The organism is Leptothrix discophora (genome assembly GCF_030705305.1).
In the GTDB taxonomy this organism is placed as follows: domain Bacteria; phylum Pseudomonadota; class Gammaproteobacteria; order Burkholderiales; family Burkholderiaceae_C; genus Sphaerotilus; species Sphaerotilus discophorus.
Map to the genome: position 1 here is coordinate 139,034 of NZ_JAUZEE010000009.1, position 24,801 is coordinate 163,834.

27 protein-coding genes are annotated in these 24,801 nt (G+C 69.3%); 10 read left to right on the forward strand and 17 right to left on the reverse strand.

The genetic code is table 11. The features are described 5' to 3' along the window. Positions 1 to 152: 152 nt before the first annotated feature. Both Q8X39_RS16220 and Q8X39_RS16225 read left to right on the forward strand, forming a co-directional pair. Positions 153 to 443: a hypothetical protein gene (locus tag Q8X39_RS16220; protein ID WP_305750717.1), complete on the forward strand. Its 291-nt coding sequence runs from the start codon at positions 153 to 155 to the stop codon at positions 441 to 443. 104 nt (positions 444 to 547) lie between these two features. Continuing rightward, positions 548 to 1,432, forward strand: a complete 885-nt coding sequence (locus Q8X39_RS16225; RefSeq protein ID WP_305750718.1) for an alpha/beta hydrolase — start codon at positions 548 to 550, stop codon at positions 1,430 to 1,432. Positions 1,433 to 1,451: 19 nt separating this feature from the next. Here Q8X39_RS16225 and Q8X39_RS16230 read toward each other — a convergent pair whose 3' ends face one another. Next, entirely contained in the window at positions 1,452 to 2,714 is a 1,263-nt protein-coding gene (locus Q8X39_RS16230; protein WP_305750719.1) for a GGDEF domain-containing protein, read from the reverse strand. Between the two features lie 387 nt (positions 2,715 to 3,101). On the opposite strand from Q8X39_RS16230, the gene ylqF reads away from it, so the two are divergent. Further along, positions 3,102 to 4,109, forward strand: coding sequence for a ribosome biogenesis GTPase YlqF (gene ylqF, locus Q8X39_RS16235; RefSeq protein ID WP_305750720.1), 1,008 nt, complete (start codon positions 3,102 to 3,104; stop codon positions 4,107 to 4,109). A 34-nt stretch (positions 4,110 to 4,143) separates the two neighbouring features. Here ylqF and Q8X39_RS16240 read toward each other — a convergent pair whose 3' ends face one another. Then, positions 4,144 to 4,587, reverse strand: a complete 444-nt coding sequence (locus tag Q8X39_RS16240; protein WP_305750721.1) for a type II 3-dehydroquinate dehydratase — start codon at positions 4,585 to 4,587, stop codon at positions 4,144 to 4,146. A gap of 302 nt (positions 4,588 to 4,889) precedes the next feature. Between Q8X39_RS16240 and Q8X39_RS16245 the strand changes: the two genes are divergently transcribed. The 7 genes from Q8X39_RS16245 (at position 4,890) to Q8X39_RS16275 (ending at position 11,793) form a co-directional block, all read left to right on the forward strand. Further along, complete coding sequence (locus Q8X39_RS16245; protein ID WP_305750722.1) at positions 4,890 to 6,098, forward strand: 3-hydroxybenzoate 6-monooxygenase; 1,209 nt, start codon at positions 4,890 to 4,892, stop codon at positions 6,096 to 6,098. Between the two features lie 37 nt (positions 6,099 to 6,135). Next, positions 6,136 to 7,185 carry a cupin domain-containing protein gene (locus Q8X39_RS16250; RefSeq protein WP_305750723.1) on the forward strand — a complete coding sequence of 350 codons (1,050 nt, stop codon included), beginning with the start codon at positions 6,136 to 6,138 and terminating at the stop codon, positions 7,183 to 7,185. 87 nt (positions 7,186 to 7,272) lie between these two features. Continuing rightward, positions 7,273 to 7,974: a fumarylacetoacetate hydrolase family protein gene (locus Q8X39_RS16255; RefSeq protein WP_305750724.1), complete on the forward strand. Its 702-nt coding sequence runs from the start codon at positions 7,273 to 7,275 to the stop codon at positions 7,972 to 7,974. A 19-nt stretch (positions 7,975 to 7,993) separates the two neighbouring features. Further along, positions 7,994 to 8,635, forward strand: a complete 642-nt coding sequence (gene maiA / locus Q8X39_RS16260; RefSeq protein WP_305750725.1) for a maleylacetoacetate isomerase — start codon at positions 7,994 to 7,996, stop codon at positions 8,633 to 8,635. 149 nt (positions 8,636 to 8,784) lie between these two features. Beyond that, entirely contained in the window at positions 8,785 to 9,312 is a 528-nt protein-coding gene (locus Q8X39_RS16265; protein ID WP_305750726.1) for a TRAP transporter small permease, read from the forward strand. A 61-nt stretch (positions 9,313 to 9,373) separates the two neighbouring features. Further along, complete coding sequence (locus tag Q8X39_RS16270) at positions 9,374 to 10,705, forward strand: TRAP transporter large permease (protein ID WP_305750727.1); 1,332 nt, start codon at positions 9,374 to 9,376, stop codon at positions 10,703 to 10,705. A 41-nt stretch (positions 10,706 to 10,746) separates the two neighbouring features. Further along, positions 10,747 to 11,793, forward strand: a complete 1,047-nt coding sequence (locus Q8X39_RS16275) for a TRAP transporter substrate-binding protein (RefSeq protein WP_305750728.1) — start codon at positions 10,747 to 10,749, stop codon at positions 11,791 to 11,793. 99 nt (positions 11,794 to 11,892) lie between these two features. On the opposite strand, the gene Q8X39_RS16280 is transcribed toward Q8X39_RS16275, so the two are convergent. The 15 genes from Q8X39_RS16280 to Q8X39_RS16350 all read right to left on the reverse strand — a co-directional run bounded on the left by Q8X39_RS16280 (position 11,893) and on the right by Q8X39_RS16350 (position 24,507). Further along, positions 11,893 to 12,084, reverse strand: coding sequence for a 2-hydroxymuconate tautomerase (locus Q8X39_RS16280; RefSeq protein ID WP_305750729.1), 192 nt, complete (start codon positions 12,082 to 12,084; stop codon positions 11,893 to 11,895). A gap of 29 nt (positions 12,085 to 12,113) precedes the next feature. Next, a complete protein-coding gene (gene dmpG, locus Q8X39_RS16285) occupies positions 12,114 to 13,160 on the reverse strand; it encodes a 4-hydroxy-2-oxovalerate aldolase (protein WP_305750754.1) in 1,047 nt (348 codons plus the stop codon). A gap of 86 nt (positions 13,161 to 13,246) precedes the next feature. Then, a complete protein-coding gene (locus Q8X39_RS16290) occupies positions 13,247 to 14,251 on the reverse strand; it encodes an acetaldehyde dehydrogenase (acetylating) (RefSeq protein ID WP_305750730.1) in 1,005 nt (334 codons plus the stop codon). A gap of 22 nt (positions 14,252 to 14,273) precedes the next feature. After that, entirely contained in the window at positions 14,274 to 15,161 is an 888-nt protein-coding gene (locus Q8X39_RS16295; RefSeq protein ID WP_305750731.1) for an alpha/beta fold hydrolase, read from the reverse strand. Positions 15,162 to 15,176: 15 nt separating this feature from the next. Continuing rightward, positions 15,177 to 15,965, reverse strand: coding sequence for a 2-oxo-3-hexenedioate decarboxylase (dmpH, locus tag Q8X39_RS16300; RefSeq protein ID WP_305750732.1), 789 nt, complete (start codon positions 15,963 to 15,965; stop codon positions 15,177 to 15,179). A gap of 107 nt (positions 15,966 to 16,072) precedes the next feature. Then, on the reverse strand, positions 16,073 to 16,855 hold the full coding sequence (gene dmpE / locus Q8X39_RS16305) for a 2-oxopent-4-enoate hydratase (protein ID WP_305750733.1): 783 nt from the start codon (positions 16,853 to 16,855) through the stop codon (positions 16,073 to 16,075). A gap of 58 nt (positions 16,856 to 16,913) precedes the next feature. Then, on the reverse strand, positions 16,914 to 18,368 hold the full coding sequence (locus Q8X39_RS16310) for a 2-hydroxymuconic semialdehyde dehydrogenase (RefSeq protein WP_305750734.1): 1,455 nt from the start codon (positions 18,366 to 18,368) through the stop codon (positions 16,914 to 16,916). A 103-nt stretch (positions 18,369 to 18,471) separates the two neighbouring features. Continuing rightward, a complete protein-coding gene (locus Q8X39_RS16315; protein ID WP_305750735.1) occupies positions 18,472 to 19,416 on the reverse strand; it encodes a catechol 2,3-dioxygenase in 945 nt (314 codons plus the stop codon). Between the two features lies 1 nt (position 19,417). Then, on the reverse strand, positions 19,418 to 19,789 hold the full coding sequence (locus Q8X39_RS16320; protein ID WP_305750736.1) for a 2Fe-2S iron-sulfur cluster binding domain-containing protein: 372 nt from the start codon (positions 19,787 to 19,789) through the stop codon (positions 19,418 to 19,420). Between the two features lie 13 nt (positions 19,790 to 19,802). Continuing rightward, a complete protein-coding gene (locus tag Q8X39_RS16325; RefSeq protein ID WP_305750737.1) occupies positions 19,803 to 20,897 on the reverse strand; it encodes an NADH:ubiquinone reductase (Na(+)-transporting) subunit F in 1,095 nt (364 codons plus the stop codon). Between the two features lie 13 nt (positions 20,898 to 20,910). After that, positions 20,911 to 21,267 carry a phenol hydroxylase subunit P4 gene (locus tag Q8X39_RS16330; RefSeq protein ID WP_305750738.1) on the reverse strand — a complete coding sequence of 119 codons (357 nt, stop codon included), beginning with the start codon at positions 21,265 to 21,267 and terminating at the stop codon, positions 20,911 to 20,913. Beyond that, entirely contained in the window at positions 21,264 to 22,835 is a 1,572-nt protein-coding gene (locus tag Q8X39_RS16335) for an aromatic/alkene/methane monooxygenase hydroxylase/oxygenase subunit alpha (RefSeq protein ID WP_305750739.1), read from the reverse strand. The genes Q8X39_RS16330 and Q8X39_RS16335 overlap by 4 nt, the downstream gene beginning before the upstream one ends. Before the next feature lie 52 nt (positions 22,836 to 22,887). Continuing rightward, a complete protein-coding gene (locus Q8X39_RS16340; protein WP_305750740.1) occupies positions 22,888 to 23,157 on the reverse strand; it encodes an MmoB/DmpM family protein in 270 nt (89 codons plus the stop codon). Positions 23,158 to 23,194: 37 nt separating this feature from the next. Further along, positions 23,195 to 24,190, reverse strand: coding sequence for an aromatic/alkene monooxygenase hydroxylase subunit beta (locus Q8X39_RS16345; RefSeq protein ID WP_305750741.1), 996 nt, complete (start codon positions 24,188 to 24,190; stop codon positions 23,195 to 23,197). Positions 24,191 to 24,255: 65 nt separating this feature from the next. Then, positions 24,256 to 24,507: a phenol hydroxylase subunit gene (locus Q8X39_RS16350; protein ID WP_369538119.1), complete on the reverse strand. Its 252-nt coding sequence runs from the start codon at positions 24,505 to 24,507 to the stop codon at positions 24,256 to 24,258. Positions 24,508 to 24,801: the final 294 nt, after the last annotated feature.

Below are 24,801 nucleotides of genomic sequence, written 5' to 3' on the forward strand. Positions count from 1 at the left end.
CGGCGGGACGGCCGCACGCCGAAGGGCGCGCGGCTCGGTCCGCTGCCACGGCTAACCCGCGTCGCCACCAGGCCCATGCGCGGCCAGCGGGCCGGTGATAGCCTCGTTTGCAAGCGGCCGGATCTGCGGCCGAACCTGTGCGAGGTGTTGCGATGAACGACGGCTTTGGCATCGAATCCCCGGCCCGGCATGACCCCGGACGGCTGCGCCGGGCGGTGCGGCATGTCGTCGTCATCGATGCCGGTGGCAGCGCGGTGGCGCGGCTCTACTCGGACACGCGCGAGCTGCTCGCGGAGTTCGACGCCGGGGCCGAGGAAACCGCCTCGCTGATCGCCGGTGTGCCCGTGCAGCACGGCGCACAAGGCAGCGACTGGGACCAGGCGCTGGCCGGGCACAGCATGGACGAGCGCACGGCGGCCGAGGTCTACCGGCTCAGCGTCTGAGCGGTCGAACCTTCGATCCGGGGCGGGATGCGGCCTTCCCGCACGGCGGCCGCCACCCGGCGCCGGCTGCATCCGGTCCGCACGGGCCTGCGTATGCGATCGTCATGAACACGATCCACACCCTGCGCCCCGACATGACCGACACGACCGCACCGGTCGAGAAGCCCGCCCCCCGCCGACGGCGCTGGAAGGCCGTCCTGATGGGCCTGACGCTGCTGCCGGCACTGGCCTGGGCGCTGGCCTGCCTGGCGGTCTGGCTGGGCCAGGAGCGGCTGCTGTTCAAGCCGGTGGTGACGCCGGCATCGCAGCCGCTGTCGACCGCACCGGACGTGTCCGAGCGCTTCGTCGACGTGCCCGGTGCCCGCCTGTCGGTGCTGGAACTGCGCCGGCCCGACCCGGCCGGGGTGGTCTTCTTCCTGCACGGCAACAGCGGCAACCTGCAGGAATGGTTCGTCAACACCGAGGTCTACCGGCGCACCAACATGGACCTGGTGATGATGGACTACCGCGGCTACGGCAAGAGCAGCGGCCACATCGGCTCGGAGGCCCAGCTGCATGCCGACGTGCAGGCGGTCTGGCAGTCGGTGGCCGAGCGCTACCGCGGCCGGCGCGTGGTGGTCTACGGCCGCTCGCTGGGCTCGGCCCTGGCGGCCACGCTGGCCGCGCAGCTGCAGCCGGACCTGACCGTCCTCGTGTCGCCCTACAGCAGCATGGCCGCGCTGGCGCGGCTGCACTACCCCTGGGTGCCGGCGTCGCTGCTGCGCTACCCGCTGCGCACCGACGAGGCGGTGGCCCGGTTGCGCACGCCGCTGCTGCTGGTGCATGGCGAGCGCGATGTCCTGATCCCGCCGTCGCACAGCCTCGCCCTTCAGGCGCTGGCACCGTCGGCCCGGCATGTCGACATCGCCGGGGCCGGCCATGGCGACGTGCATGAATTCGACGACTACCGGCGCCTGATGGCGCAGGCGCTCGACGGGCGCGTGCGCTGACCGTCGGCAGGGTGTGTCGTCAGGGCACGGGCGTCCGTGCGATCGCGCGGTCGGATGCGCCGGTCGATGAGATCTCCGTGGCCGATGCCGCCGGCATCGAGCGGCCCAGGATCGCGGCGGTCGCGTGCACGACACGGTTGCGGCCCAGGCGCTTGGCCTCGTAGAGCGCGCGGTCGGCCTGGCCGTAGAACTCGTCCGGCGCGACCGCCGTGCCGCCCGGCAGCGTCGCGGCGCCCAGCGAGGCGGTGACGTGCCAGGGCGTGGCGTCGGCAAAGGCCGCGATCGCCGCCAGGTCCAGCCCGGCCACGGCCGCACGCAGGTCCTCGGCCACGCGCAGCGCATCGGCGCGGGTCGAGCGGGCCAGCACCACGGCGAACTCCTCGCCGCCCAGCCGGGCGAGCAGGTCGGAGGCCCGCAGCCTCGCCTTCAGCGCCTGCGCGCAGGCCCGCAGCACGGCGTCGCCGGCCAGGTGGCCGTGGCGGTCGTTGACGTCCTTGAAGTGGTCCAGGTCCAGCACCAGCAGCGAGGCCGGCGTGCCGTCGCGGCGCGACTGGTCCAGCGTCGCCTGCAGCATCGCGTCGAACAGCGTGCGGTTGGCGCAACCGGTCAGCGCGTCGTGCGTGGCCAGCTGTTCGAGGCGACGGCTGCTGCGCTCGAGGTTGGCCAGCAGGAAGCCGAAGCCCGCGCCGAGCGGGAACAGGAAGGCCGCCAGATAGGTCAGTCCGTTGCCCAGGCTGGCCTGGAAGAAGTCGGCGTAGGCGGAGGGGTCCAGGGTGGCGTGCGCCGTGCGCAGCAGCAGGGCCAGCACGGTCAGGCCCAGCGTCGCGCCGACCATGCGCATCGAGCGTTCGGAGCGCGCGACGTGGCGGGCGATCAGCCAGACCGATGGCGCGAGCTGCAGCGCATAGAACAGCGACAGCAGCGCCGTGCGGCGAGCCAGTGGCAGGTCCAGGATGGCCAACAGCATGACGGTCTGCAGCGGCACCAGCGCGACCTGCCAGCGCGGCACGTCGGCCTCGCGCAGGAAGCGGTGCAGGGCATGGCCGGTCAGCAGCAGGCTCAGGGCGATGAGCGTGTTGCCGCCGATGACCGACAGCGTCTCGGGCAGCATCAGGCGCGAACCCAGCAGCACGAAGCCGCCGGCCGCGCACCAGGTGCCCCAGGCCCAGCGCTGCAGCGCGCCATGTCCGGTCCGCACGTCGCCGGCATGGGCCAGCGCCGCGCCGAACAGCACGATGGCCATCAGGAGGGCGATGAAGATGGTCGGGACGTGGAGGGTCATGGGCGGGTGCGCAGATCGCACGATTCTGTCATCCACCATCGGGTGGACCTGAGCGGGTGAGCCCGCGGGGACGCCCGTCGTCCGTGACGTCCTGCCGTCCCGCCGCGGGTCGGGCCGCCGGCCGCCAGCCCCGTCAAGACTGGGTTCATCGGGCGCTGCCGGAACCGGTCGACCAGGCCGTGCCGAGCGCGTCCGGGCACCGCGCGGCGGACAGCCGAAGGACGCGCGTGCCAGGTCCACGTTCGGTGATCACCCGAGGCCGGCTTGCCGCGACGCCGGCCGATCACGGCATCATTCGCGCCTTTCACGCGGCGGCCCGTCCGTCGCGTCGACCCCTTGCACGCGGCGGCCCGTCCGTCGCGTCGACCCACTCTGAAGGCATCCCCCATGAGCATCCAATGGTTTCCGGGCCACATGAACGTCACCCGGAAGGCCATCGCCGAGCGTGTGCCCGAGATCGACGTCGTGATCGAGCTGCTCGACGCGCGCCTGCCGGGCTCCAGCGCCAACCCGCTGCTGGCCGAGCTGACGCGCGGCAAGCCCTCGCTGAAGGTGCTGAACAAGCAGGACCTGGCCGATGCCGAGCGGACCCGGCTCTGGCTGGCCCACTACCAGGCGCAGCCGGGCACGAACGCGCTGGCGCTGGACGCCAGCGAGCCGGCGCCGGCCAGGCGCCTGATCGATGCCAGCCGGGTGCTGGCACCGCTGCGCGGCGGCATGGTCAAGCCCATGCGCGTGCTGATCTGCGGCATCCCCAACGTCGGCAAGTCGACGCTGATGAACTCGATGGTCGGCCAGCGCAGCGCCAAGACCGGCGACGAGCCCGGCATCACCAAGGTCGAGCAGAAGATCCTGCTGGCCAGCGACTTCTACCTGTTCGACACCCCCGGCATGCTCTGGCCGCGCATCAGCGTGATCGAGGCCGGCTACCACCTCGCCGCCAGCGGCGCGATCGGCCGCAATGCCTATGACGAGGAAGACGTCGCACTGGAACTGCTGGCCCGCGTGCGCGGCCCCTACCGCAACCGGCTGGAGGCGCGCTACAAGCTGGCCGGCCTGAAGGGCCTGGAGGCGCTGACCGACAGCGAGCTGCTGGAGCTGATCGGTCGCAAGCGCGGCGGCCTGATGCCCGGTGGCATCGTCAACCGGCAGAAGGCGGCCGAGATCATCCTGCACGACTTCCGCAGCGGCGCCTGGGGCCGCATCACGCTGGAGACGCCCGACGAGTACGCGCTCTGGCAAGCCGCCGGCGAACAGCGCGAGGCCGAACGCGCCGAGCGCAAGGCCGCCCGGCTGGCCGCCCGCGGCAAGGGCACCGGCCGCCGCGCCGACGATGCCGGCGATGCCCCGGACCTCGATGACGACGAGGACGACCTCGACGACCTGGCGGATTGAGGCGCGCCTTGCCGGGCCGCTTGACCGGATCGATCTACCGGGCCGCCTTCGCCGCCGACACCGCCGCGCGCAGGCCCAGCAGGTAGCTGTCGACGCCGAAGCCGCAGATCTGGCCGCGCACGATCTCGGCGAAGACCGAGACGTGGCGGAAGGCCTCGCGGGCGTGGATGTTGGACATGTGCAGCTCGACGATCGGGCAGGTCAGGATCGCCAGCGCGTCGCGGATGCCGTAGCAGTAGTGGGTCCAGGCACCGGCATTGATCAGCACGCCGTCGACGCCGTCGACATAGGCCTGGTGGATGCGCTCGGCCATGTCGCCCTCGTGGTTGGTCTGGTAGGACTCGATCTCCACGCCCAGTTCGGCGGCCAGCCCGGCCAGCTGCGCATCGATCTGCGCCAGCGTGATGGTTCCGTACTGCTTCGGGTCGCGCTTGCCGAACATGTTGTGGTTGATGCCGTGGAGCATGAGGAACTTCATGGTGCGTGTCCTGTGGGAGTCGAAAGACGAGGGCCGCAACGATACGTCGGCGCCTGCGCGCAGGCCATGGCCGGTCGTGGCGTCTCACTTCACGCGACGTGAACAATCGATCGGCGCCCGGCCAGGTCGCCGATCCGCACCCGGTCCGCCGCCGCGAGGTGCGGGCGCACTCCTAGGGTTATCCCTCTGTTGATCTGGGTCACAAGTTCTTTATTCTAATCATCAGCATGCTGACAATCAGCAAGCAAGTGATAACCCGGAGCGGCCGCCTGGCGGCCCCGGTGACCGACGAGAGGATTTCCATGAGTGCAGACCGCAAGAGCAACCCCGGACCGGTGCTGGTGGCCGGGGGTGGCATCGGTGGCATCGCCGCCGCGCTGGCGCTGACGCGACAGGGCTTCGATGTGCAGGTGCTGGAGCAGGCGCCGCAGCTCGGCGAGATCGGCGCGGGCATCCAGCTCGGGCCGAACGCCTTCTCGGCCTTCGACGCGCTGGGCGTCGGCCCGCAGGCGCGCAGCCGGGCGGTCTACACCGACTTCATGGTCATGCACGACGCGGTCGACGAGTACCAGGTCGGCAAGATCCCGACCGGCGAGGCCTTCCTGAAGCGCTTCGGCAACCCCTACGCGGTGATCCACCGGGCCGACGTGCACCTGTCGCTGCTCGAAGGCGCGCAGGCCAGCGACCGCATCCAGGTCCGCACCTCCACGCAGGTCCAGTCGGTCGAGCAGGACGAGTCCGGCGTGACCGTGATCGACCAGCACGGCGAGCGCCACCGCGGCATCGCGCTGATCGGCGCGGACGGCGTCAAGTCGGCCGTGCGCCGGCAGTACGTGGGCGACGAGGCGCGCGTGTCGGGCCACGTGGTCTACCGCGCCGTGGTCGACAAGGCCGACTTCCCCGAGGACCTGCGCTGGAACGCCGCCAGCATCTGGGTCGGCCCGAACTGCCACCTGGTCCACTACCCGCTGCGCGGCGGCGAGCAGTACAACGTGGTCGTGACCTTCCACAGCCGCCAGGTCGAGCAGTGGAGCGTCACCGAGGGCAGCCGCGAGGAGGTGCAGAGCTACTTCACCGGCATCAGCCCGCGCGCCCGCCAGCTGATCGACCTGCCGAAGTCGTGGAAACGCTGGGCCACCGCCGACCGCGAGCCGATCGGCCAATGGACCTACGGCCGCGCGACGCTGCTGGGCGACGCCGCCCACCCGACGCTGCAGTACCTGGCCCAGGGCGCCTGCATGGCGCTGGAAGACGCGGTGACGCTGGGCGAGGCCCTGCGCGTGCGCGGCAACGACTTCGCCCAGGCCTTCGACCTCTACCAGCGCTCGCGCGTGGCCCGCACCGCGCGCATCGTGCTGTCGGCCCGCGAGATGGGCCGGATCTTCCATGCCAAGGGCGTCGAACGGCTGGTCCGCAACGACCTCTGGCGCGGCCGCAGCGCCGATCGTTTCTACGATGCGATGGAATGGCTCTACGGCTGGAAGGTCGAGAACTGCCTGGCCTCGGCTTGAGCCGCTCGCGTCTGCTTGAAGAACACAGGACACACCCATGAATGACCTCGGCCGACTCGAAGACCTGCCGCCGGAGTACGTCGCCAAGCTGCGCGAACTCAACCTCGTGCCGCTGTGGCCCAGCCTGCGCGGCGTGCTGCCGCCGGGCAAGCCGCGCCCGAACACGCGCGCCACGCACTGGCCCTACGCGACGCTCAAGCCGCTGCTGCTGGAAGCCGGCGAGCTGACGCCGATCGAGAAGGCCGAGCGCCGCGTGCTGGTGCTGGCCAACCCCGGCCACGGCCTGGACAAGATGCAGGCCAGCGCCGCGATGTACCTCGGCATGCAGCTGCTGCTGCCGGGCGAGTGGGCGCCGTCGCACCGCCACACGCCCAACGCGGTGCGCATGGTGGTCGAAGGCGAGGGCGCCTGGACGACGGTGGACGGCGAGCAATGCCCCATGTCGCGCGGCGACCTGATCCTGACCCCGACCGGCCTGTGGCACGAGCACGGCCACGACGGCGACCAGCCGGTGGTCTGGCTCGACGTGCTGGACCTGCCGCTGGTCTATTACATGGAGGCTTCGTACCACGTCAACGGCGAGCGCCAGGGCGTCTCGCCCAGCCGCGGCGACCGGGCCTACGCGCGTGCCGGCATCGTGCCGATGCCGGTGTTCGAGCGCAGCCGCAAGGCCTACCCGATGCTGCGCTACCCCTGGGTCCAGGCGCGTGCGGCGCTGGCGTCGCTGGCGGAGGACCAGCCGGACCTGGAGACGGTCCAGATCGGCTACGTCAACCCCGAGACCGGCGAGGCGGCCGAGAACATCCTCGGCTTCTACGCGCTGATGCTGCGACCGGGCCAGACGCTGCGGCTGCCGGCGCGCTCGCCGGCGATGGTCTTCCACCTGATCGAGGCCGCCGCCGGTGCGACCGTCACGGTCGGCTGCGAGGACCAGGCCTTCGCGCTGGCCGAGGCCGACACCGCCTGCGTGCCGGGCTATGTGCCGATCACGCTAGGCAACACCAGTGCCGATGCGCCGGCCTTCCTCTTCATCGCCGACGAGAGCCCGCTGCACCGCAAGCTGGGCGTCTACGAGGTGCGCGCCTGAGGCGTCCGAGCGACCTTTCCGGGCCGGCAGGCCGATACGTTTGCCCGCCAGCCTGGCCCTTCTTCCCGATCCAACCTGCCTGACACCATGACCACCTACCTCTGGAACCCGCCCCCCGTCGCCTCGCTGCCGGTGCGTGGCACCGACCAGCGCGCGCCCGTGAACCGCCTGTTCTTCGTCGGCCGCAACTACCACGCGCACGCCATCGAGATGGGCAAGCCGGTCGACAAGTCGGTCGAGCGCCCGTTCTACTTCACCAAGTCGCCGTCGACGCTGGTCGAGTCCGGCGCGACCGTGGCCTACCCCAGCGAGACCCACAACTACCACCACGAGATGGAACTCGTGGTGGTGCTCGGCAAGGGCGGCTTCCGCGTCAAGGCCGAGGATGCGCATGAGCTGATCTTCGGCTACGCCTGCGGCCTGGACATGACCCGCCGCGACCTGCAGCTGGTGGCACGCGACAAGGGCCGCCCCTGGTCGCTGGGCAAGGACGTCGAGGGATCGTCGGTCTGCAGCGAGATCGTGCCGATGCCCGGCGTGGTGCTGGAACGCGGGGCGATCTCGCTGACCGTCAACGGCCAGCCGCGCCAGTCGTCCGACCTCGACAAGCTGATCTGGAACCTGCGCGAGATCGTGGCCGACCTGTCGCTGTTCTATCACCTGCAGGCCGGCGACGTGATCTACACCGGCACGCCCGAAGGCGTCGGCCCGGTCGTCGCGGGTGACCGCATCGACGGCCAGATCGAGGGCGTCGGCAGCATCGCGCTGCACGTCGGCCCGGCGGCCTGAGCGCGGTGCGTCGCACGCCATGAAGCTGCACAACTTCTTCCGCAGTGGCACCTCGCATCGGCTGCGCATCGCCCTGAACCTGAAGGGCCTCGCGCCCGACTACGTCGCGGTCGACCTGCGCACCGAAGAGCACCTGGGCGCGGCCTTTCAGGCACTCAACCCGCAGGCGCTGGTGCCGGCGCTCGAACTCGACGGCGGCGAGGTGCTGATCCAGTCGCCCGCGATCATCGAGTGGCTGGAGGAGGTCCATCCCGAGCCGCCGCTGCTGCCGCCTGAGCCGCTGGCCCGGGCGCGGGTCCGGGCGCTGGCGGCGATCGTCGGCTGCGACATCCACCCCATCAACAACCGACGCATCCTCGAAGAACTGCGCCACGGCTTCGGCGCTGACGAGGCCCGCATCAACGCCTGGTGCGCGCGCTGGATCTCGGCAGGCTTCGACGCCATCGAGGCGCTGCTCGCGGCCGACACCACGCGCGGGGCCTACTGCTGCGGCGACACGCCGACGCTGGCCGATGTCTACCTGGTCCCGCAGGTGGAAAGCGCCCGGCGCTTCAAGGTCGACCTGTCGCGCTGGCCGGCCATCGCGGCCGTCGACGCGGCCTGTGGCCGGCTCGATGCCTTTGCCCTGGCGGCGCCGTCCCGCCAGCCCGACGCGGGCTGAGGCCTCGCGCGTTTCCGTCCCCTCGGGCGCCGTGCGCCCGAAGTGTCTGATCCTGGCCAGCCTTGCCAGACACTGGCGCGCTGCCGCATGCCCACTCGCCGATGCCTTGTGCCTGCTCAAGGCGGCCCGATTCCTGGAGTCCTTCCTTCATGCAAGAAAACCTGTCCTCGGACCTGCCGCCCGGCACGGTGCTGAGTGCCTATGGCCAGACGCTGCGCGCCGTGTCCAAGGTGCTGGCGCTGCTCGGCGGCCTCGTGTTCATCGGCCTTGTGCTGATGTCCATCGTCTCCATCGTCGGCCGCAAGGTCGCCTCCGCGCCGGTGCCTGGCGACGTCGAGCTGCTGCAGATGTGCGCGGCCTTCGCCTCGGCCAGCTTCTTCGCCTGGTGCCACCTGAACCACGGTGACGTCAAGGTCGACTTCTTCACCCAGAAGCTGGCCGAGGGCACGGTCCGCAAGCTCGATGCTTTCGGCTCGCTGCTGGTCGCCGTCTTCGGTGCGGCCGTTGCCTGGCGCAGCGCGGTCGGTGCGCTGAACCTGCTGGAGTACCAGGAGACCTCGCCCATCCTCGGCCTGCCGGTCTGGGTCGCGCAGGCGCTGATGGTGCCGGGCTTCGTCGTGCTCACGCTCGCGGGCCTTTACATGGCCGTTCGTCAATGGAAGGGGCATGCGGCATGAGCCCACGTACGGCCGCCCCGAAGGGGGCTCGCACCGCAGTGCAAAGCACGGAGGTTTCCAAATGAGCGGTATCGCCACGGGAGGGCTGATCTTCGCGGCCCTGATGGTTCTCCTCGTCATCCGCGTGCCCATCGGCATCGCGATGTTCATGGCCGGCTCGGGCGGCTACCTCGCGCTCAGTGGCTTCGACAGCGTGCCGCTGCTGGCCTCGCTGAAGAACCTGGCCTATGCACGGCTGTCGAACTACGACCTGGTCGTGATTCCGCTGTTCCTGCTGATGGGCCAGTTCGCCACGCATGGCGGCCTCAGCCGCAGCCTGTTCCGCTTCGTCAGCGCCTTCATGGGCCACAAGCGCGGCGGCATCGCGATGGCCTCGATCGGTGCCTGCGCCGGCTTCGGCGCGATCTGCGGCTCGTCGCTGGCGACCGCCGCGACCATGGGTCAGGTGGCGCTGCCCGAACTGAAGCGACACGGCTACTCCGGTGCGCTCGCCACCGGGGCGCTGGCCGCCGGCGGCACGCTGGGCATCATGATCCCGCCGTCGGTGCCGCTGGTGATCTACGCGATCCTCACGCAGGAATCGATCGGCAAGTTGTTCATGGCGGCGGTCCTGCCGGGCCTGATCGCGATGGTCGGCTACATGGTCGTGATCCAGATCATCGTGCGCCTGAACCCCGCAGCCGGCCCGGCCGGCGAGCCGGTGCCTTGGCCCCAGCGCATCAAGGCGATGCTGGAGGTGCTGCCGGTGCTGCTGGTCTTCGTGGTCGTGATCGTCGGCATCTACGGTGGCTGGGCCAACCCGACCGAGGCCGCAGCGATCGGCGCGGCGGCCTGCGGCGTGCTGGCGGTGCTGCGCGGGGGCATGCGGCTTCAGGGCATCCTCGACAGCGCGCTGGGCACCGCCAGCGCCACCGCGATGATCTTCCTGGTGCTGCTGGGCGCGGACATGCTCAACACCGCGCTGGCCCTGTCGCAGATGCCGGCCGAGCTGGCCGCCTGGGTCCAGTCCAGCGGCGCGCCGCCGCTGCTGGTGATGACCGCGATCCTGTTGATCTACATCTTCCTCGGCTGCGTGATGGACAGCCTGGCCATGATCCTGCTGACCATCCCGATCTTCTACCCGGTCGTCATGGGCCTGGACTTCTGGGGCCTGGCGCCGGTCGACAAGAGCATCTGGTTCGGCATCCTCGCGCTGATGGTGGTGGAGATCGGCCTGGTCCATCCGCCCGTGGGCATGAACGTCTACATCATCAACCGGCTGGCCAAGGACGTGCCGCTGACCGAGACCTTCAAGGGCGTGATGCCCTTCCTGGCCTCGGACCTGATCCGCATCGTCGTGCTGCTGTTCTTCCCGACCTTGTCGCTGTATCTGGTCAACACCTTCGGCGGCTGAACGTTGTTCCTGCCATCCACCTCTTCCACAGGAGACCTCCCATGAATGCACGCCGTTCCCTGATGTCCGCTGCCGCGGTCGCTGCCCTGAGCCTGATGAGCGCGGCTGCCGCGCAGGCCCAGCAGGTGGTGCTCAAGGTGCACCACTTCCTGCCGTCGACCTCGAACGTGCAGGTCAACCTGATCCAGCCCTGGTGCGACAAGATCGCCAAGGAATCGGGCGACAAGCTCAAGTGCCAGATCTACCCGGCGATGACGCTGGGCGGCACCCCGCCGCAGCTGTTCGACCAGGCCCGCGACGGCGTGGCCGACATCGTCTGGACCATCCCGACCTACTCGGCTGGCCGCTTCACCCGGAGCGAGGTCTTCGAGCTGCCTTTCTTCACCCGCAGTGCCAAGGGTTCGAGCCAGGCCTACTGGACCTACGTGCAGAAGAACGCGCTGGACGAATACCGTGGCGTCAAGCCGCTGTGGCTGCACACCAATGACGGCTCGTCCTTCCACCTCGCCAACCCGAAGGGCGTGACGAAGCTGGAAGACCTCAAGGGCCTGAAGATCCGCGCCGCCACGCGCCTGAACTCGCGCATGCTGGCGGCGCTCGGTGCCACCCCGGTGCAGATGCCGCTGCCGGCGGTGCCCGAGTCGATCAGCAAGGGCGTGATCGACGGCGCGATGGTGCCGTGGGAAGGCGTGCCGACCGTCAAGCTGCACGAGATCGCCAAGAGCCACCTCGACGTGCCGGCCGGCCAGCTGAAGTTCGCCAACTCGCTGTTCGCCTTCGTGATGAACCAGGGCAAGTACAACAGCCTGAGCCCGGAGCTGAAGAAGGTCATCGACGACAACAGCGGCCTGGCCACCTCGGCCTGGGCCGGCGAGACCGGCTTCGACCGCGTCGTGCCGGGCAACCACAAGCTGTCGGGCGACCGCGGCAATGCGCTGCTCAAGCTCGATGCGACCGAGTACGCCCGCTGGGTCAAGGCCAGCGAGAACGTCGACGACGAGTGGGTCAAGGAAGTCGGCGCCAAGGGCGCCAACGGCAAGGCCCTGCTGGACGACGCCCGCGCGCTGATCAACCAGTTCGACAAGTGATGGCCTGATCCGCCCTGCACGGGCGATCGGCATGACCCGAGGCCCCTGCCGGTGACGGCAGGGGCCTCTTGCCTTCAGCCGGGTCTGTTCGAGGTCGCGTCAGCGCCCCAGATCCTTCGCGCTGACCCCGGCGATGCCCCAGTTCTGCTTCGGGACGTCCTGGATCCAGACGCGGATGGTTTCCTTGGGCGCACCGACCGCCTCGTGCAGGGCTTCGGTGACCTTCTCGATCACGGCGCGCTTCTGGTCCTCGGTGCGGCCTTCGAGCATGTAGATCTGGGCGAATGGCATGGGTGGTCTTTCTTGTCTGGGGATGAGCTTCAAGCGGCCGATTTCAGCAGGCCGCGTTCGCGGGCCATCGTGATGGCGGTGTCCTCGATCATGTCCTCCTGGCCGCCGACCATCTTGCGACGGCCGAGCTCGACCAGGATGTCGCGCGCCGGCACGCCGTACTTGATCGACGCGCGCTTGGCGAACAGCAGGAAGCTGCCGTAGACGCCGGCATAGCCCAGCGTCAGCGCGTCGCGGTCGATGCGGATGGGGAAGTCCATGATGGGCACGACCAGGTCCTCGGCCACGTCCTGGATCTTCCAGACGTCCACGCCGGTGGCAATGCCCATGCGGTCGCAGACGGCCACCAGCACCTCCATCGGCGTGTTGCCCGCGCCGGCACCCAGGCCGGCGGCGGCGGCATCGATGCGGTTGGCGCCGACCTCGATCGCCGCGATCGAGTTGGCGATGCCCATGGCCAGGTTGTGATGGCCGTGGAAGCCCAGCTCGGTCTCGGGCTTGAGGGCGTCGCGCACGGCGCCCAGCCGGGCCTTGACGTCCTCGGGCAGCAGGTAGCCGGCCGAGTCGGTCACGTAGATGCAGTTGGCGCCGTAGCTCTCCATCAGCCGGGCCTGCCGGACCAGCCCTTCCGGGCTGTTCATGTGGGCCATCATCAGAAAGCCGACCGTGTCCATGTCGAGCTTTCGGGCGGCGGTGATGTGCTGCTCGGAGACGTCGCCCTCGGTGCAGTGCGTGGCCACGCGGATGGTCCGCACGCCCAGGCCATGGGCCATCCTGAGGTGGTCGACCGTGCCGATGCCGGGGATCAGCAGCGCCGACACCCGGGCCTTCCGGAGCAGCGGGATGACGGCGCCGAGGTAGTCCTCGTCGCTGTGGGCCGGGAAGCCGTAGTTGACCGAGCTGCCGCCCAGGCCGTCGCCGTGGGTGACCTCGATCAGCGGCACGCCGGCCGCGTCCAGGCCGCAGGCGATGGCCTTCATCTGTTCCAGCGACATCTGGTGGCGCTTCGGGTGCATGCCGTCGCGCAGGGTCATGTCGTGCAGGATGACGGCCCCCCGCCGTGCGGGTACGCCCAACGAAACCCCGAGGGGGTCTCGCCCGGCTTCGGGCGGCCGGGCGCCGGGCTCGTGAGGTGCGTTGTTCGCGGTCATGCGGAATTCCTTCAGGCAATGGCGGAAGACTCGAGCACCAGCTCGCCGCTGAGCATCTGCTCGGCGAACATCTCGGCGGTGCGGGCGGCGGCGGCGGTCATGATGTCGAGGTTGCCGGCGTACCGGGGCAGGTAGTCGCCCAGGCCTTCGACCTCCAGGAAGACGCTGACGCGATGGCCGTCGAACACGGGGCCGTTGACCAGCCGGTAGCCCGGCACGTACGTCTGCACCTCCTGGAGCATGGCGTGGATGCTGGCGGTGATGGCGGCCTGGTCGGGCTCGCCTTCGGTCAGGCAATGCACCGTGTCGCGCATGATCAGCGGCGGGTCGGCCGGGTTGATCACGATGATGGCCTTGCCCTTCTTCGCGCCGCCCACGCGCTCGACCGCGCCGGCCGTCGTGCGGGTGAACTCGTCGATGTTCTTGCGCGTGCCCGGGCCGACCGAGCGGCTGGAGACGGTGGCGACGATCTCGCCGTAGGCCACCGGCTGCACGCGGCTGACCGCGGCCACCATCGGAATCGTCGCCTGCCCGCCGCACGTCACCATGTTCACGTTCATGGTCGACAGGCCCCCAGGCTTGGCACGGCGTGCCTCGCCACCCCCCGAGGGGGCTGCGCCGTCTTGGGGACGGCCCTGCGACGGCGCGCCCACGAGCTTCAGGAGATTGACCGGCGGCACGCAGTAGGGGCCGATTGCGGCCGGCGTCAGGTCGATCATCAGCGCGCCCTCGGCGTTGACCTTGCGCGAGTTCTCGGCATGCGCGTAGGCGCTGGTGGCGTCGAAGACGATCTGCACGCCGTCGGCCCGCATGTGCGGCACCAGGCCATCGACGCCGTCGGCGGTGGTCTTGATGCCCATATCGCGGGCGCGCTTGAGGCCGTCCGACTCGGGGTCGATGCCGACCATCCAGACGGGTTCCAGCACGGCGCTGCGCTGCAGCTTGGCGAGCAGGTCGGTGCCGATGTTGCCGGGCCCGATCAGGGCACAGCGGATCTTCTTCCGGTTCGTGTTCATGGGCATTCCAGGGGATCGGGGGTTATCGGGCGGCATCGCCGGCGGCGGCCTGTGCCGCATCGCCTTCGCGCAGGAAGTCGCCGACCAGCCGCGCGAAGCGGTCGGCATGCTCGATCTGGGTCCAGTGGCCGCAGTGGCCGAAGACGTGCAACTGGCTGTCGGGGATCCATTCGGCCAGCGTCAGCGAGGTCTGCAACGGGATTACACGGTCCTCGCGGCCGTGGATCACCAGCGTCTCGTGGGGCAGGGCGCGGATGTCGGCCTCGGCGCTGGCCATGGCGTCGACCCAGCGCTGGCGCGGCGCGGGGAACATGGCCGAGAAGGACTCCTGGAAGCCCGGCCGGATGCTGGCGCGCCAGCGCAGCTCGGCCAGCTCGTCGGTGACCAGCGCGCGGCTGTGGGCGAAGATGTCCAGCAGGCCCTTCATGGTCGCGAGCGAGGGCTGGTAGCCCCACACCGCGTCCAGTCCCGGCGTGATCGGGAAACGCACGCCGACGCTGCCCATCAGCACCAGCCGGCGCACCCGCTGCGGCGCGCGGATCGCCAGGGCCAGCGACAACGCACCGCCGAAGGAATTGCCCACCACGTCGGCACGTTCGATGTCCAGCGCGTCCAGCACGTCGATGGCCTGCTGCACCCAGCCGTCCATCGTGTAGACGAAGCCTGCGGGCCGATCGGTGTGGCCGAAGCCGACCATGTCGGGCGCGACGACGCGGCGCTCACGCGCCAGCACCGGCATGGCCAGGCGCCAGTTGGCCCAGGCGCTGACGCCCGGACCGGAGCCGTGCACCATCAGCAGCGGCACGCCGTCGCGCCGTCCGAGGTCATGCACGTTGCTGTCGAAGCTGCCGGTGCGGAGGCGCCGCGCCAGTTCCGGATTCGCGGGGTTCGCGGGGATGTTCGTGTTCATCGGGCCTCTCCTCGATCAGGCGAAGCGCATCGAGACGCTGCCCAGGTCCTGGAAGCGCACCAGCACGTGGTCGCCGGCCTCGACCGCGATGGCCTCGGTGACGCCGCCGGTCATGATGAAGGTGCCGGCGGGGATTTCCTGACCGCGCGCGCCCAGGTGGTTGGCCATCATCGCGACGGCGGCGGCCGGGTGGCCCAGCACGGCGGCGCCGGCGGCCATCGAGACGATGCGGCCGTTCTTCTCCAGCACGACGCCGAGCGTGCGCAGGTCCAGGTCCTCGACATCGCGCGCGCGACCGCCGATGACGAAGCGGGCGGCCGAGGTGTTGTCGGCGATGACGCTCTTGAGGTCGAACTTGAAGTCGCGGTAGCGGCTGTCGATCACCTCGACGGCCGGCAGCACGAAATCGATCGCCGCCATCACCGTGCCGACGTGGCAGCCGGGACCGCGCAGCGCGGCCTTGGTGACGAGGCAGATCTCGGCCTCGACCTTCGGGTGGATCAGCTCGTCCATGCGGATCTCGCCGCCATCGGGCCGGGCCATGTCGTCGGTGACGAAGCCGAAACAGGGCGAGTCCACGCCCATCTGCTTCATCTTCGCGAACGAGGTCAGGCCCGCCTTCAGGCCGACCACGCGACGGCCGCGGGCTTCCTTGCGGCGGCGGATCTCGTCCTGGATGTCGTAGGCATCGGCCCAGTCCATCTGCGGAAAGTCAGCGGTGATCTTGGTGACGTCGCGCGCTTCGAGCTGGGCCGCTTCCAGATGCGCGGCCAGCGCCTCGATGTCGTGTCGGTTCAGTGCCATGTCAGTTCCTTGTCGTGTGTTCAGCGAGGGCCAGGCGCGGGTCCGGCTTAGCCGGTCCGCTGCCTGAGCCCCCTCGGGGGGCAGCGACCGCCAGGGAGCGTGGGGGCTCAGATGAAGCGCACGGAGGTGCTGCCGAGACCGCCCACGCTCGCGTGCAGGCTGTCCCCGGCCTTGACCGGCACGAGGGGCGATTGCGAGCCCGACAGGATCACGTCGCCGGCCTTGAGCGAGATGCCCAGCGCGCCGAGCGTGTTGGCCAGCCAGGCCACCGCGTTGACCGGCGAGCCCTGCACGGCTGCGCCGCAGGAGGTGCTGACGATCTCGCCGTTCTTCTCCAGCACCATGCCGGCCAGCGCGAGGTCCAGCTGGCGCGGGCTGCGGCGCGTGCCGCCGAGCGTGAAGACGCCGCAGGAGGCGTTGTCGGCGACGGTGTCCTGGATGCGGATCTTCCAGTCGCGGATGCGCGAGTCGACGATCTCGAAGCAGGGCATGACGCAGTCGGTCGCGCGCAGCACGTCGGCGGCGGTCACGCCCGGGCCGGTCAGGTCGCGGGCCAGGATGAAGGCGACCTCGGCCTCGGCCTTGGGCGCGATCATCTTGCCGGTGTCGATCGGCTCGCCCTCGTTGAAGACCATGCCCGAGAGCAGCTGGCCGAAGTCGGGCTGGTTGACGCCCAGCATGTCCATCACGACCTGGCTGGTCACACCGATCTTCTTGCCGATGACGACCTCGCCGGCATCGATCCGGCGCTGGATCATGCGCAGCTGGATGCGGTAGGCGTCGTCGATCGTGAGGGCGGGGAAACGGGTCGTGAGCGGCTCGACCGGCACGCGATCGAGCAGCGACTGGTACAGCTCGTCGCCGAGCGTCTGGATCAGGTCAGGGGTCATGTCAGCTTCCGGATGGGGTCGGTCGTGATCGTCGTTCGAACGCCGCTGCGCGTCGTTCTCACAGCTTGATCATCACGTTGCGAAGTTCCGTATAGAACTCCAGCGAATGCACGCCACCCTCGCGGCCGATGCCCGAGGCCTTGGCCCCGCCGAAGGCAGTGCGCAGGTCGCGCAGGAACCAGCTGTTGATCCAGCACAGGCCAACCTCGATGGCCGAGGCCATGCGGTGCGCGGTGCCCAGGTCGGTGGTCCAGACGGTGGTGGCCAGGCCGTAGTCGGTGGCGTTGGCCAGCGCGACGGCTTCTTCCTCGGTGTCGAAGGGCGCGATGTGGCAGCAGGGGCCGAAGATCTCCTCGCGGATCACGCGGGCGCTCTCGGGCAGGCCGGTCCAGATCGTGGGCTGCACCCAGTGGCCTTCGGCCAGCGCGGCGGGCATGGCCGGCTCGCCACCGCCGGTCACGACGGTCGCGCCCTCTGCCTTCGCCAGCGCGTAGTAGCCCATGACCTTCTGCTTGTGCTCGGCCGAGATCAAGGGCCCCAGGCCGACGCCGGGCTGTTCGGGCGGGCCGATCAACAGCGCCTCGGCCCTGGCCTTGAGCGCCTGCACGAACTGCTCGAAGATCGGCCGCTGCACATAGATCCGCTCCGTGCCCAGGCAGACCTGGCCGCAGTTCTCGAAGGCGCTGCGGGTGATGCCGGCGACGGCCTGGTCGAAGTCGGCATCGGCAAACACGATGCCGGCGTTCTTGCCGCCCAGCTCGAAGGAGACCGGCCGCACGCCCCGGGCGGCCGCGGCCATGATGGCCTCGCCGGTGCGGGTCTCGCCGGTGAAGGTGATGCCGTCGACGCCCGGGTGGCGGGTCAGGAACTCGCCGGCCGAGCCGGGGCCGAAGCCGTGCAGCACCTGGTAGACGCCCTTGGGGATGCCGACATGGTTCATCACCTCGGCCAGCAGCGTCGCCGTGGCGGGGGTTTCCTCGGAAGGCTTGACGATGACGGCGTTCCCGCAGGCCAGCGCCGGGCCGACCTTCCAGGTCATCAGCAGCAGCGGCAGGTTCCAGGGGCAGACCACCGCGACGACGCCCAGCGGCGATCGCAGCGCGTAGCTCACGGCGGTGCCGCCGTCGGGCGTGGTCATCGTGAAGCTCTCGGTCGGCACGTTCTTGACGATGTCGGCGAAGACCTTGAAGTTGGCCGCGCCGCGCGGGATGTCGATGTGCGAGGCCAGGCTGTGCGGCTTGCCGGTGTCGGCCAGCTCGACGGCCAGGAACTCGTCGAAGCGGCGGTTGATCTCGTCGGCCACCGCATGCAGCAGCTCGGTGCGGCGGACCACGCCGAGGCGGCCCCACTCGCCCTTCATGGCCGCATGGGCGGCGGCGACGGCCGCGTCGACCTCGGGCTGGCCGGCTTCATGGACCTGGCCGATGACGCGGTTGTCGACCGGCGTGCGCTTGTCGAAGGTCTTGCCGGTGGCGACGAACTCGCCGTTGATGAAGTTGAGGAACTGTTTCATGGTCGTGCGTCGGGACTGCTGCGCGAGGGGGATGGACGTTGGGCATCGGCCGGGAAGCCCGTGTTCATCGGACTTCCCGGCCATCCACCGAGTCAGGCCGGGATCAGGTGTAGACGTCGGTGAAGGACGGCACCGCCTCGCCGGTGTGATAGAAGATCCCGGTCCAGAGCTTGTCCTCGGTCCAGGTCGTGACCGGCCGGTCGCGCTGCGCGAGGTAGCCCAGTCCGGCGAAGGTCTCGTTGCGGTTGCCGCTCGGATCGAAGAAGTAGATGGTCTCGCCGCGCGTGATGCCGTGGCGGGTCGGCGCGACGTCGATGCGGGTCTTGTTCTTGGACATGACGTCCGCGGCCTTCAGCACGTCGTGCCAGGAGTCGAGGAAGTAGGCGATGTGGTGCAGGCCGCTGCGCGGACCACCGACGAAGGCGATGTCGTGCGGCGTGGTGGTGCGCGACATCCAGGTCGCGGCCTGGATCGCGCCACCGGGGCCGACCAGCACCTGCTCGGTCAGGAAGAAGTCCAGCGCCTCGGTCATGAAGCGGGTGTTGTCGGCCACCGTGTTGATCCCCTCGGCGGGGTTCATCTCGCACATCAGCAGCGTGTGGTCCAGCCAGTGCGCGCCGGCACCCTTGAGGTCGTCTGGCCACGGGTCCGGGTTGGTGGTGCCCACGCCCGTGCCGACGTATTCCTTCATCGCGTAGAGCCGCATCTCGTGGCCGCTGGGCAGCCTGAACTGCAGCATGCGGCCAGTCGACGGCAGCGTGCCCTCGGGCAGCATCGTGGTTGTCACGCCCCAGGCCTCGACCTTGGCCTGCAGCGTGTCCAGGTCGGCGTCCTTCTCGACCTTGTAGGCGACGTGGTTCAGGCCGGCCTCTTCCGACGGGGTCAGGATGAGCGAGAACTTGTCCCACTCGTCCCAGCACTTCAGGTAGACGTTGCCGGCCTTGTCCTGCATCGTCGTCTTCATGCCCAGCACGTTCTCGTAATGCTTCACGGCCGCGGCCATGTCCATCACCTTCAGGCTCGCGTGCCCGATGCGCATCACACCCATGTCAGTCTCCTCTTTCGGTGGTTGTGGGGTTGGCCGACTTGGCATGGCCCCTGGAAAACGGCTTCTCGAACTTGCCGATCACCTGCAGGCGAACGGCGCTGGTGGGGGCCACCCGGCAGGCCAGCGTGCAGCCCTCGGCGTGTTCTTCCGGGCTCACGTGGGCGCGGCTGACGGGGCCGAGCTGCTGTACCTCGCCCTCGACGATGCGGACCTTGCAGACGCCGCAGCCGCCGTTGACGCAGCCCACCGGGATGCCCTTGCGGCCGAGCCGCAACATGCCCTGCAGCAGGCTCTCGGTGGTGGCGCAGGGGTAGCGCTCGCCGGTCTGCTCGACCAGCACGCTGACCTTGGGCCGGGTGTCGAAGAGGCTCATCGCGTGATCCTCCTCAGACGCGCTTGAACAGCGGGCTGCGCGGGCCTTGCGCATCGGCGGCCGAGAGAAACTTCTCGGTGTGGATGTCGCGCTCGTACAGGCGGCCCTGCATCAGCGCGGCCAGGCAGGCCTCGATCATGGGCGGCGGCCCGCACAGGTAGGCCTGCTGGCCGGCGTAGCCCTGCGGGTAGAGCGTCGCCGCGGCCTCGTGCACGAAGCCGCGCGCGCCGCGCCAGCCCGATCCTTCCGGCTCGGCCGACAGCGTCGGCAGGTAGCGGAAGTTGGCATGTCGCGCGGCCAGGGCACGGAACTCGTCGTCGCCGTAGAGTTCCTCGCGGCTGCGCTGGCCGTAGACCAGCGTGATGGGCTGGGTGCAGCCACCGGCGAGCAGGTCCAGGATCATCGAACGCGGGCTCGACAGGCCCGAACCGCCGGCCATGAACAGCATCGGCTGGGCGATCGACTTGCGCACGAAGAAGCGGCCGTAGGGCCCGGTCAGGCGCAGCCGGTCGCCGACCTTCAGGTGCTCGTGCAGCCAGCCGGTGCCGATGCCGCCGGGCACGCGCCGCACGTGCAGCTCGATGCAGCCGCTGCGCTCGACCTCGTGTGGCGCGTTGGCGATCGAGAAGGCGCGCGATCGGCCCTGTGATCGTCCCTGTTCAAGGCCGAGGCCCGGGATCTCCAGCTGCACGTACTGGCCGGCCTGGAAGTGCAGGCCGGCGACGCCTCGATCGAGCGCCAGGTGCAGGCCCTTGATGGTCGGTGTCAGCTCGACGATGCGCTCGACGGTGACGGCGTGGTCGCGCACCGGGATGACCTCGGCATCGGGCTCCTCGTCGACGTCGGCCTCGATCACCACGTCCTCGCAGGCGGTGGCGCAGCAGGCCAGGGTCTGGCCGTCCTCGCGCTCGAAGTCCATCAGCGCGAACGGGTTGGCCGCGCCGTGGTCGACGCTGCCGGCGCAGACGCGGACCTTGCAGGTGCCGCACAGCCCGTGGCCGCAGGCATGCGGGATGTGGATGCCCTGCCGCAGCGCCGCATCGAGCAGCGTCTGGCCTTCGGCCAGATCGATCGATGCGCCCAGCGGGTCTATCGTCAAGGTGTACATCGCGCGACCGGACTCAGCTGCAGGAGCCCGCCAGCCCGTCCAGGCCGGGCGTGCGGAAGCGGATCGCGTCCTTGTGCTGCAGGCCGTTGTCGGCGAGCGATCGGGCCGGATCGGGCGTCCAGGGCTGGTTGCCCTTGAGCCATTCGACGCGGCTCCAGTCGATCTTCGCGAAGTCCGGGTGCTCGCCGTAGATGCCCGGCAGCACGGCCTGGGCCAGCGCGCCGAAGGGCATGTCCGGCGGCAGCGGCAGGCAGAACGGCGCGGGGTACATCAGGTGGCGGTCCCAGGCGATGAACAGCAGCGGCGCGGGGAAGTTCTCGCGCACGTCCTTCATCGGGAAGTCGTAGGGGGCTACGGCGACGACGCTCATTTCGTGTCTCCTTGCGTGGCGGCTGTGGGGGTATCGCCGCGCCAGGCGGCGAAGTTCTTCTGGTCTTCCGATCCGTGGAAGTCGAAGTTGTCGCGGCCGATCTCCATCTCGTAGTACTGCAGCACGGCGATCAGCGGGTCGAAGCCTTCGGCCGTCGGGTCGGTGCCCGGCTTGAAGCAGTGCCCCTGGTAGATCTGCTGCACCGGCAGCCAGCTCTGCACGTACTTCTCGGGCTCGTCCTCGAAGATGTGCTGGCAGGGGTCCGAACAGAAGTGGTACTTGTTGCCGAGGTAGTCGCTGTCGCGATAGCAGATCTCGGTCGGAGCGCCCATCTCGGTGAACAGCATCGGGATCTGGCAGGTCGTGCAGAGCATCGGCAGCGTCTTGATGTAGAAGCGCTTGCCCTGGGCCTGCTGCTGGCGGTGGTGTTCCCAGCGCGGGCGGTAGTACCGGTCGAAGGTGTCGGGGTACTTGGACGACAGCCAGTCGAGTTCCTCGTCGCTCGGCACCCAGGTGTGGAAGGGCGCGGCGGCGTTGAAGGCGAAGAAGGTGCTCCAGGCCTGGTGGCTGATGTGGTCCTTGCCCTCGCAGGCCTGCTTCCAGCCAGCTGGCTCACGGATGCCGTAGCGGGCCAGGTCCTTGAAGAGTGCGCCGCCGTTCTGCTCGGCATACATCTCCCAGGCTTCCTTCCAGCTCATCACGCGCTTGGGCAGCATGTAGTCCTGCATCATGGCCACCAGGGTCAGCAGGCGGTAGCCGCGCCAGAACCACTTGTCGATCCACTTCTGCACGATCGGCACGTTGGCCGGGTCCTGTTCGAGCATGAACTTGATGCACTCGATGCCCAGCGTCATGTGGCGGCTCTCGTCGCTCTGCGCGCTGAAGCCGAAGGTGACGGTGCTCATGTCGCCGTTGTGGGCCGCGCCGCTCATGAAGGGCACGAACAGCAGGTTGGTCAGCACGTACTCGAACGAGAAGCTGACGGCGGTGAGGAACTCGAACGGCCCGCCGGTGCAGGCGTCCTCGAAGAAGGACTTCGGCACCGACAGATACCAGACCCGGTCGAACCAGTGGTTCGCGTGGTGCATGCCGTTGAAGTACTTGTTGTAGTGCGAGATCGCGTGCGTCTCGGTCTGGTAGTGGCGCAGCTCGTCGATCGACTGCATCTGCGCGGCCACCCGCGCGCCCTCGCCGGTGAACTGGCGACCCACATGCGCGAAGCCGCGGTGGGCGTAGTACTCCAGCGGCGTCACGCCCTGGATGAAGAGCTTCAGCGCGTTGATGTAGCGCGCGTCCGCCACGCCCAGCTCGCCGTGGTTCTGGGCGAAGGCCTCGATCACCGCGTAGAGCTTCTTCTCCTTCTCGCCCTGGTACTTCCAGTAGGCGTCCATGGTCAGGCGGAAGGGGTCCTCCCACTGGTCCCAGTCGTGGATCTTGATGCCCTCGTAGCGGTCATAGGGGAAGACCTTTTCCATCGGCTGGTAGCTGGTCTCCCAGCCCAGGCCGCGGGTCATCGCGGCATAGCGTTCCTTGAGGCCCAGCTTCTTCTTCGTGACGCGGGTGTCCATGCTTGTCTCCTGGTGTTCGTCGGGTCGGTCGGGTCGGGCTTGGCGTGCCGGTTCAGTGCTTCCAGCTCAGCGTGAGCTGGTCGTCGTCCTCGTCGATGTGGCCCGACAGCGTCACGAGGTTGATGTGCAGTTGCTGCAGGTCATAGGGGCGGCCGGTCTGTTCCTCGATCGTGCTGCGGCGGATCGTCAGGCGGTCCGGCGCGTCGACCTTGACCAGCCCGGTCGGGTGCGTGACCACGGCGCGGGGGTTGTCGCTGACGATGGCCTCGATGACCGGGCGCGATTCCTCGTTGGCCTGGAAGGCGATGAAGACGTTCGACATGGGTGCGTGTCCTTTGGAGGGATCGGTCGGGACGGGCTCAGGCCGTGAGCCCGAGCTTGGCGATGCGGGCATCGAGCCCGGTGCGGACCTCGGCCAGCGCGGCCGCGCCGTGTTCGCCCAGGGCCAGGTCGGCGATCGGCGCGAGCGCGGCCTGGGCCCGGGTGCTCCAGGCGGCGACCCAGCCGGCCAGCGTGGCGCGGTTGGCCGACGACTCGGCCGCGGCGGTGCGGATCACCGCGTCGATCCAGCGCGAGGACTCGGCCTGCCACTCGGGCATGAAGCTGGTCAGCATCGCCACCGCGGTGCCGCCCTGCATCGCCAGGTGGTCGTCGACGTAGTGGCCGTAGACCAGCGGGTAGAGCAGGCCGTCGAGCGCCAGGTTCTGGGCTACGAACAGCTCGAAGGGGTCGGCCACCACGAAGGTGTCCTCGACCAGCTGGCGCAGCGGCTGCCAGCGCGGATCGCCCAGCCAGGCGGCCTTGCCGGCGTCCAGCGACTCCGGCTCGCCCAGCGCCAGGCCCAGCTTCGTCAGGTACTGGGCCACGCCCAGGTTATCCATGGCATGGAACATCGCCGGCGCGGTGAAGGCGGTGCCGTAGCCGTAGGCGCAGACCGAGGCGTTGTTCATGTTGGCGCCCCAGGCGACATGGCGCAGCGGCAGCAGCACGACCAGCGCGTGGGTCTTCTGCGCGTCGCCCATGCGCGCGGCCAGGCCACGCGACTCGACGAACTGGGTGGCCGATTCCATCGCGTCCTGCTGGCGGGCGCGCGTCATGGTCCAGGTGGCGTAATAGAACTGGCGCGGGTCCTTGAGCACGTACCAGTCGGCCAGCACGATGGCGCTGCGGCCGGCGTCGAACAGTTCGTGCGCCGGATCCCAGGTCGGGCGGTAGTGGAAGTTCACCATCGGCTGCGCGCCGTAGGTGGCCTCCTGGTAGCGCGTGGCGGCCTTGTCGCCGCCGATGTAGCGCGCGACGTGCTCGTAGGTGTGGCGCAGCGGGGTGATCTCGCGGGCTTGCAGGTCGATGTTCATCGGTCTTGTCTCCTGGGGCCGGTGCGTGCCGGCGGTTTCTCGGGAAAGGGCTGGGAAGGCGCGGCTCAGTCCGTCAGGACGACCGCCCGGTTGACAGCGCAGAACTCGTCGAAGGCCCGTGCGGGCAGCAGCAGCTCGACGGCCAGTTCGGTCCAGCCGATCGAGAACTCGAAGGCCACCAGACCGTCATCGCGGCGCGCCTGGATGCGCACATAGCGGCGCATCAGGTCGACCTCGGGCAGGGCCTCGGTGGCGCCTGATGCGATGCCTTGCGGGGTGTCGGCGGGAGCGGGCTGGCGGTCGGACTGCATGGACATCCCTTCCGCACGGGCCATGCCAGCGTGTCGCGCAGCGGTCCAGAATCTCGATAATTTCAGGGAAAACACCAAGAATCCGGATGCCCAGATGGGTCGATCCGGGCGACTCCTTGCGTCGATTTCTGGTGTGCGGTGCAGCTTCCGCAGCGCAGCATGATGAAATCCGCAGGTGTTTCCGGTAGCCAATTGATCAAATCATCACTTTTGAAGGCACTGACCTGGACGGGCGGACACGAGAAGCGGTCCGGCCTCCGGATCGTCCCGGATGACGGCATCCGGGTTTTTATCGATAGT

Excerpts from the sequence above, each read along its gene's own strand:
- Q8X39_RS16270 (WP_305750727.1), top strand. The coding sequence starts at position 9,374 with ATGAGCGGTATCGCCACGGGAGGGCTGATCTTCGCGGCCCTGATGGTT.
- Q8X39_RS16320 (WP_305750736.1), bottom strand. The coding sequence starts at position 19,789 with ATGAGCCTCTTCGACACCCGGCCCAAGGTCAGCGTGCTGGTCGAGCAG.
- Q8X39_RS16255 (WP_305750724.1), top strand. The coding sequence starts at position 7,273 with ATGACCACCTACCTCTGGAACCCGCCCCCCGTCGCCTCGCTGCCGGTG.
- Q8X39_RS16310 (WP_305750734.1), bottom strand. The coding sequence starts at position 18,368 with ATGAAACAGTTCCTCAACTTCATCAACGGCGAGTTCGTCGCCACCGGC.
- Q8X39_RS16275 (WP_305750728.1), top strand. The coding sequence starts at position 10,747 with ATGAATGCACGCCGTTCCCTGATGTCCGCTGCCGCGGTCGCTGCCCTG.
- ylqF (WP_305750720.1), top strand. The coding sequence starts at position 3,102 with ATGAGCATCCAATGGTTTCCGGGCCACATGAACGTCACCCGGAAGGCC.
- Q8X39_RS16265 (WP_305750726.1), top strand. The coding sequence starts at position 8,785 with ATGCAAGAAAACCTGTCCTCGGACCTGCCGCCCGGCACGGTGCTGAGT.
- Q8X39_RS16220 (WP_305750717.1), top strand. The coding sequence starts at position 153 with ATGAACGACGGCTTTGGCATCGAATCCCCGGCCCGGCATGACCCCGGA.
- dmpE (WP_305750733.1), bottom strand. The coding sequence starts at position 16,855 with ATGACCCCTGACCTGATCCAGACGCTCGGCGACGAGCTGTACCAGTCG.
- Q8X39_RS16250 (WP_305750723.1), top strand. The coding sequence starts at position 6,136 with ATGAATGACCTCGGCCGACTCGAAGACCTGCCGCCGGAGTACGTCGCC.
- Q8X39_RS16350 (WP_369538119.1), bottom strand. The coding sequence starts at position 24,507 with ATGTCCATGCAGTCCGACCGCCAGCCCGCTCCCGCCGACACCCCGCAA.
- Q8X39_RS16225 (WP_305750718.1), top strand. The coding sequence starts at position 548 with ATGAACACGATCCACACCCTGCGCCCCGACATGACCGACACGACCGCA.
- Q8X39_RS16230 (WP_305750719.1), bottom strand. The coding sequence starts at position 2,714 with ATGACCCTCCACGTCCCGACCATCTTCATCGCCCTCCTGATGGCCATC.
- Q8X39_RS16330 (WP_305750738.1), bottom strand. The coding sequence starts at position 21,267 with ATGAGCGTCGTCGCCGTAGCCCCCTACGACTTCCCGATGAAGGACGTG.
- Q8X39_RS16345 (WP_305750741.1), bottom strand. The coding sequence starts at position 24,190 with ATGAACATCGACCTGCAAGCCCGCGAGATCACCCCGCTGCGCCACACC.
- Q8X39_RS16240 (WP_305750721.1), bottom strand. The coding sequence starts at position 4,587 with ATGAAGTTCCTCATGCTCCACGGCATCAACCACAACATGTTCGGCAAG.
- maiA (WP_305750725.1), top strand. The coding sequence starts at position 7,994 with ATGAAGCTGCACAACTTCTTCCGCAGTGGCACCTCGCATCGGCTGCGC.
- Q8X39_RS16295 (WP_305750731.1), bottom strand. The coding sequence starts at position 15,161 with ATGAACACGAACATCCCCGCGAACCCCGCGAATCCGGAACTGGCGCGG.
- Q8X39_RS16335 (WP_305750739.1), bottom strand. The coding sequence starts at position 22,835 with ATGGACACCCGCGTCACGAAGAAGAAGCTGGGCCTCAAGGAACGCTAT.
- Q8X39_RS16315 (WP_305750735.1), bottom strand. The coding sequence starts at position 19,416 with ATGGGTGTGATGCGCATCGGGCACGCGAGCCTGAAGGTGATGGACATG.
- dmpH (WP_305750732.1), bottom strand. The coding sequence starts at position 15,965 with ATGGCACTGAACCGACACGACATCGAGGCGCTGGCCGCGCATCTGGAA.
- Q8X39_RS16290 (WP_305750730.1), bottom strand. The coding sequence starts at position 14,251 with ATGAACACGAACCGGAAGAAGATCCGCTGTGCCCTGATCGGGCCCGGC.
- Q8X39_RS16325 (WP_305750737.1), bottom strand. The coding sequence starts at position 20,897 with ATGTACACCTTGACGATAGACCCGCTGGGCGCATCGATCGATCTGGCC.
- Q8X39_RS16280 (WP_305750729.1), bottom strand. The coding sequence starts at position 12,084 with ATGCCATTCGCCCAGATCTACATGCTCGAAGGCCGCACCGAGGACCAG.
- Q8X39_RS16340 (WP_305750740.1), bottom strand. The coding sequence starts at position 23,157 with ATGTCGAACGTCTTCATCGCCTTCCAGGCCAACGAGGAATCGCGCCCG.
- Q8X39_RS16245 (WP_305750722.1), top strand. The coding sequence starts at position 4,890 with ATGAGTGCAGACCGCAAGAGCAACCCCGGACCGGTGCTGGTGGCCGGG.